The organism is Corynebacterium sp. HMSC29G08, assembly GCF_001806875.1.
GTDB lineage: Bacteria > Actinomycetota > Actinomycetes > Mycobacteriales > Mycobacteriaceae > Corynebacterium.
On sequence record NZ_KV786244.1, the window covers coordinates 28405 to 32844 of the forward strand.

4 protein-coding genes are annotated in these 4440 nt (G+C 63.1%); 1 reads left to right on the forward strand and 3 read right to left on the reverse strand.

Features of this window, described 5'->3' with window-relative positions; translation table 11 throughout:
- Nucleotides 1-482 precede the first annotated feature (482 nt).
- Nucleotides 483-1250, forward strand: coding sequence for a YwaF family protein (locus tag HMPREF3101_RS06135; RefSeq protein WP_070463697.1), 768 nt, complete (start codon nt 483-485; stop codon nt 1248-1250).
- Here the strand turns inward: HMPREF3101_RS06135 and HMPREF3101_RS12425 are convergent.
- The 3 genes from HMPREF3101_RS12425 to HMPREF3101_RS06150 are packed head-to-tail and all read right to left on the reverse strand — an operon-like array spanning nt 1247 to nt 4317.
- On the reverse strand, nt 1247-2569 hold the full coding sequence (locus HMPREF3101_RS12425; RefSeq protein ID WP_168160167.1) for a cytochrome b/b6 domain-containing protein: 1323 nt from the start codon (nt 2567-2569) through the stop codon (nt 1247-1249). The two genes, HMPREF3101_RS06135 and HMPREF3101_RS12425, sit on opposite strands and share 4 nt — an antisense overlap.
- 2 nt (nt 2570-2571) lie before the next feature.
- Nucleotides 2572-3534, reverse strand: a complete 963-nt coding sequence (locus HMPREF3101_RS06145; protein ID WP_246816667.1) for an electron transfer flavoprotein subunit alpha/FixB family protein — start codon at nt 3532-3534, stop codon at nt 2572-2574.
- Nucleotides 3535-3546: 12 nt separating this feature from the next.
- Complete coding sequence (locus HMPREF3101_RS06150; RefSeq protein WP_070463698.1) at nt 3547-4317, reverse strand: electron transfer flavoprotein subunit beta/FixA family protein; 771 nt, start codon at nt 4315-4317, stop codon at nt 3547-3549.
- Between the last annotated feature and the right edge of the window lie 123 nt (nt 4318-4440).

Below are 4440 nucleotides of genomic sequence, written 5' to 3' on the forward strand. Positions count from 1 at the left end.
CGGGTGGGTGACTTTAGGGCCGGTTTGGGGCCGGATTGCTGCCGGTTTGAGGCCGGTTTGGCCTGGGATGGACTGGTCCGGCGAACGTCGTCTCATTCTGGTGTGCGCCGGTTGGCTCCGAGGTGGCTTCGGGCCTAAACCCCGAACGGAAGAGTACGGATAGGCCGTGTTTTGGGTATCTATCCGTAGTGTTGTATCCGGGGTTTAGCGAAAAAGGGCGCGGGTGGGTGACTTTAGGGCCGGTTTGGGGCCGGTTTGGGGCACTCGAGCAAGGGGGAGCGACGGCGGGTCCGCTACGATCACGCCTTGTGCCAGACACAACGCCAGACACAACGCCGCACGCAGAGCCCAATGCAGGACCAAGCGCGCAAGCGCGCGAAGCGCACCACGCCCACGCGCAAGCGCACCACGCCCAAGCACGCGAAACGCACAAAACGCACAAAACGCACAAAACGCACAGAACGCACAAAACGCGACGTACTATGCCGCCTTTGCTGCCGCCGTCCGTCCCGTATACGCCGCCGGACTGGACGTCCCGGAATGGGGAGGCGTATGGGAATATTGTGCAGTTTGATCGTCGTCACGCAGGGGTGCTCGTGTTTGTGATCGTGCTGTGTGGGGTGCTGGTTGTGGCTGCGCGGAGGCTGCCGCGCAACAAGCGGAAGGCGGCGCGCAAGGTCGCCGGGGCGGTCCTAGGCATTTGCGTTACCGCGTATTACCTGTGGGTTTTGCACCCGGATCGCATTGTGTGGGATGAGACGGCGCCGTTTCACGTCACTGACGCACTGCGGGTGGTAACCCCGATCGCTTTGCTTACCGACGCCCCCCTGCCCCAAGCCCTCTCCTTCTACTGGGGGTTCCTGCTCAATCCGATGGCGCTGCTTACGCCGGATATGGCATACGTGCAGCGCTACCCGGGTCTGCAGGAGTTTGCGTACTGGTTTTTCCACACGGCGGCGCTGGTGGTGCCGACCGTGTTGACGTTCGCGTTTGGCTACCGGCCGTCCTGGAAAGACTGGCGGATCGTCACGGCCATCACGTTTGCGTGGGCGGGGTTTGCGCAGGTGATGAACAAGATCACGGGCGGCAATTACATGTTTGTGGCGCGCCACCCGCGCGGCTGGAGTTTGCTGAACTTGTTCGGTCCGTGGCCGTATTACCTGCTGGTGGTCGCGCCGGGTATCCCGCTGGTGTGGGCGGGGATGACCTGGCTGGCCAATCGAAAAAGCCGTAAAAGCCGCAAAAGCTAGCGGCTGCTGACCTTGCCGGTCGCCCCCGCGACGGGCGCAACAAACCGTGGCTTTGCTAGGAACCACGCCAGGGCAATCACAACGACCGCGCCGAGGAACACCCACACGCCGGTCCAGTCGGTGGCGTAGGTGGAGGGGTCGACGTCGCCACGCGCGGCGAACATGCCGGCCATGTTGCGTCGGAACCCGGTGGCCAGCACTAACCCGAGGTGCACCACGATGAACACCAGGAAGTAGATCATCACCGGGAAGTGGATCTTGCGTGCCAGCGGCGCGGTCAGCACCTTGCTGGCGTGGGTCCATTTTTCGGACCAGAAGCTGCTCATGCGCAGCCCCGACAGGATGGCTAGCGGTGCCGCGATGAACACGGTGGTGAAGTAGGCCAGTTCCTGCAGGGCGTTGTAGTGTACCCAGCCGTTTTCCAGCGGCCAGTCCAGCGATAGGTATTGCAGCCCGGCGGACACCGCGTTGGGGAACACGTCCCAGCTGGTGGGCACGATCCGCACCCAATGCCCGGTGGCGAACAGCAGGATGTAGAAGACCAGCCCGTTGACTACCCACAGCAGGTCGAGCGCTTGGTGAAGCCACAGCGTCAGGCTGATTTTCTTGCTCGGTGCCCACCGCGGTGCCCAGTACCCCTCGGGTTTGCGTTCGTTGCGCACTTGCAGTCCGGTGCGCACGATCAGCACCATCAGGAACATGTTGAAGAAGTGGGCCCAGTTTAGCCAGGCTGGGAAGCCGATGGGTGCGTCGTCTGGAAGTGGCTGAGTGCCAGGATGCTTATCGACGAACCCCTGCCCCCACCCCGTACCCAACACCATTCGAGCAGCGACAACTGCCACCACGCCAAGCACAGCAACGCCAACCAGCCACTTCAGCCAGCCAAGCTTTTTGAGCGCCGCGGGGTTTGCTGCCGCAGGTTTTGCTGCCGCAGGTTTTGCTGCAGTGGCCGGAGTTGGTGCTGGCTGCGTCTGCGAAGCCGGCTCTGCGGCCGATTCTGCAACCGGACCCGTGACTGTCTCCGTGACTGGTGCTGTGGCTGTCTCCGTGACTGGCTTGGCGGCGTACTCCCGTACGGGCACCTGCGCGGATTCTGCCTCCGGCCACGCGGGACCACCGGCAACACGGGGCAGGCCGCGGCGCAGCGCCACGTTCATCGTTGCAACGCCAGCGGCAACCTCAACCGGAGCGGCACTAACCGGAGCGGCATCCTCAGCAGGAGCGGCAGGTTCGGGGAGCGTTGGCCCGACAGCATCGGCGGGTGGCCAGGGTTCGCCGCCGGGGGTGCGGGGCAGGCCGCGTCGTAAAGAAATGTTCACAGCTATGCCTTACGTTCGTTGATTGCGGCGATGAGCTGCGGCACAATCTCAAAGATGTCGCCGACGACGCCGAAGTCCGCGACCTCGAAGATCGGCGAGTCCGCATCCGTATTCACTGCCACGATAGTATCCGCGGTCTGCATGCCCACCAGGTGCTGGATCGCACCGGAGACGCCAAGCGCGATGTAGAGCTGCGGCGAGACCAACACGCCGGTCTGGCCAACCTGGTGATCGTTGGAGATGTAGCCGTTATCCACGGCCACACGCGTCGCACCAACTGCAGCACCCAGCGCGTCCGCCAGGCCGCCGACGAGCTCCTCGAACTGCTCAGCCGAACCCGTCGCCGCACCACCGGTAACCACGCGGTCCGCGGTGCGCAGCGGCGGCCGCGCCGACTCATCAGTCACCTCAGCGCGCGACACCACCGTTGCCGCACGCCTGCCGGAAAGCTCAACTGCCAGCGTCTCCACCTCGGCTGCTTGGGGCGTTGCTTGTGTATCCACGGCGCCTGGACGCACCGTCACCACCGGCGCACTATGCGTCGCCGCACCAACCGTTAGGTAGTTGCCGCCGAAAACGGAGTGGTCCGTGATCACGCCTTGGTCGTCGCGACGCACGGCGGTCACGTCTGTCAGCAACGCGCGCTTCTCACGCACCGCCACACGTGCCGCGACGTCGCGGCCCTCCACATTGTTGGCAAAGAGGATCGCTGCTGGGTTGGTGGCGGTGATGGCGGCTACGGTGGCGTCGGTAAGCGGGATGCCCAACACGTCATCCGGCAAGCTAGCTACCAGCACCTTCGCCGCGCCAAGCTCACCCAACTGGCCGGCGATCTCCTCGCTGGCAGTCAGCGCAACCGGCGTGCCGATCTCACTTGCGGCGCCCAGGAGCTCCGCCGCTGTGTCAAGAGAATCAATAACAACAAGAACTGGCTGAGTTATAGCGTCTGTCATAGCGTCTGTCATGGTGAGCCCCCTTTAAATGAAGTTCTTCTCGGCCAGGAAATCGGCGATTTGGGTGGCGGCAGTGCCGTCGTCATGAATCAGCGTGCCCGCCTCACGCGGCGGACGCTGGTTGGCCTCCACAACAATCGCGCGCGCCGGGGCGAAATCATTCGCGTCAACCCCCAGATCCGCCAACATCAGCGTGTCCAGCTCTTTCTTCTTCGCCGCCATCAGCCCCTTGAAGTTGGGGAAGCGCGCGTCCGGGAACGCGTCCGTCACCGAAATCACGGCTGGCAGTTCGGCGCTAAGCTCCATCGTGGCGCCGTCGCTTGCGCGCGTGGCGGTGATTGTGGAGCCGCTGACCTCCACCTTTGTCAGGTTGGTCAACGCCGGCCAGTCCAGCAGCTCAGCCACCATGGCTGGGATCACGCCGCCCGCACCGTCACTGGACACGTTGCCGGCCACCACGAGGTCATATTCTTCACGACGCACCAACGCCGCCAACACCTCCGCCGTCAGCGTAAAATCCGCGCCGATTAGCGCATCGTCGCTAACAATGTGGGCGGTTTCCGCGCCCATGGCGATGCCTTTTCTAATACTTGCGTCTGCGGACGCCGGTGCCACCGACAACAACTCCACCTGACCACCGGTGGCTTCAGCAATAGTCAGCGCGGCCTCTACGGCGCGCTCCACTGCTTCGTCCGCAACGTTGTCACCAGTGCGAACAGCCAAACCCGTCTCTAGGTTCAGTTCGCGTTCGCCGTACGTGTCCGGCACCTCTTTAAATAGCACTGCGATGCGCATCGCTTCTGTAACTCCTGGCTTCGGTGTTAGTAGGTGTTAGTAATTGTTGCTCTAGCTTATGCTCCCCTAACCGTGTTATGTCCATAGGGTTTTTGGACATGGAGTCCGGTGTCTTTTTGGACA

Excerpts from the sequence above, each read along its gene's own strand:
- HMPREF3101_RS06145 (WP_246816667.1), bottom strand. The coding sequence starts at position 3,534 with ATGACAGACGCTATGACAGACGCTATAACTCAGCCAGTTCTTGTTGTT.
- HMPREF3101_RS06150 (WP_070463698.1), bottom strand. The coding sequence starts at position 4,317 with ATGCGCATCGCAGTGCTATTTAAAGAGGTGCCGGACACGTACGGCGAA.
- HMPREF3101_RS06135 (WP_070463697.1), top strand. The coding sequence starts at position 483 with ATGCCGCCTTTGCTGCCGCCGTCCGTCCCGTATACGCCGCCGGACTGG.